Source organism: Vibrio sp. 10N.286.51.B11, assembly GCF_041469245.1.
Classification (GTDB): Bacteria; Pseudomonadota; Gammaproteobacteria; order Enterobacterales; family Vibrionaceae; genus Vibrio; species Vibrio crassostreae_C.
On sequence record NZ_JBFRKI010000078.1, the window covers coordinates 1 to 276 of the forward strand.

Sequence of the window (276 nt, forward strand, 5' to 3'; positions counted from 1 at the left end):
AAGAGCTTGATTCAATAAATTGAACCATTTTTAAAGACTCTCGTAAGACTTTTTGTCGAACAAGAACGCTTAAAGATGGTGGAGCTATGCGGGATCGAACCGCAGACCTCCTGCGTGCAAGGCAGGCGCTCTCCCAGCTGAGCTATAGCCCCATCTAGGTCGATATTGGTGGGTCTGAGTGGACTTGAACCACCGACCTCCCGCTTATCAGGCGAGCGCTCTAACCAGCTGAGCTACAGACCCAATATCGTCTCTTAACTTTTCTAAACCTAATCA

Annotated in this window: 2 tRNA genes; both read right to left on the reverse strand. The window is 48.2% G+C overall.

Annotation, left to right across the window (positions count from 1 at the left end):
• Nucleotides 1-76: 76 nt before the first annotated feature.
• Nucleotides 77-152 (reverse strand) — tRNA-Ala (locus tag AB4154_RS22350).
• 14 nt (nt 153-166) lie between these two features.
• Nucleotides 167-243, reverse strand: a tRNA-Ile gene (locus AB4154_RS22355).
• Between the last annotated feature and the right edge of the window lie 33 nt (nt 244-276).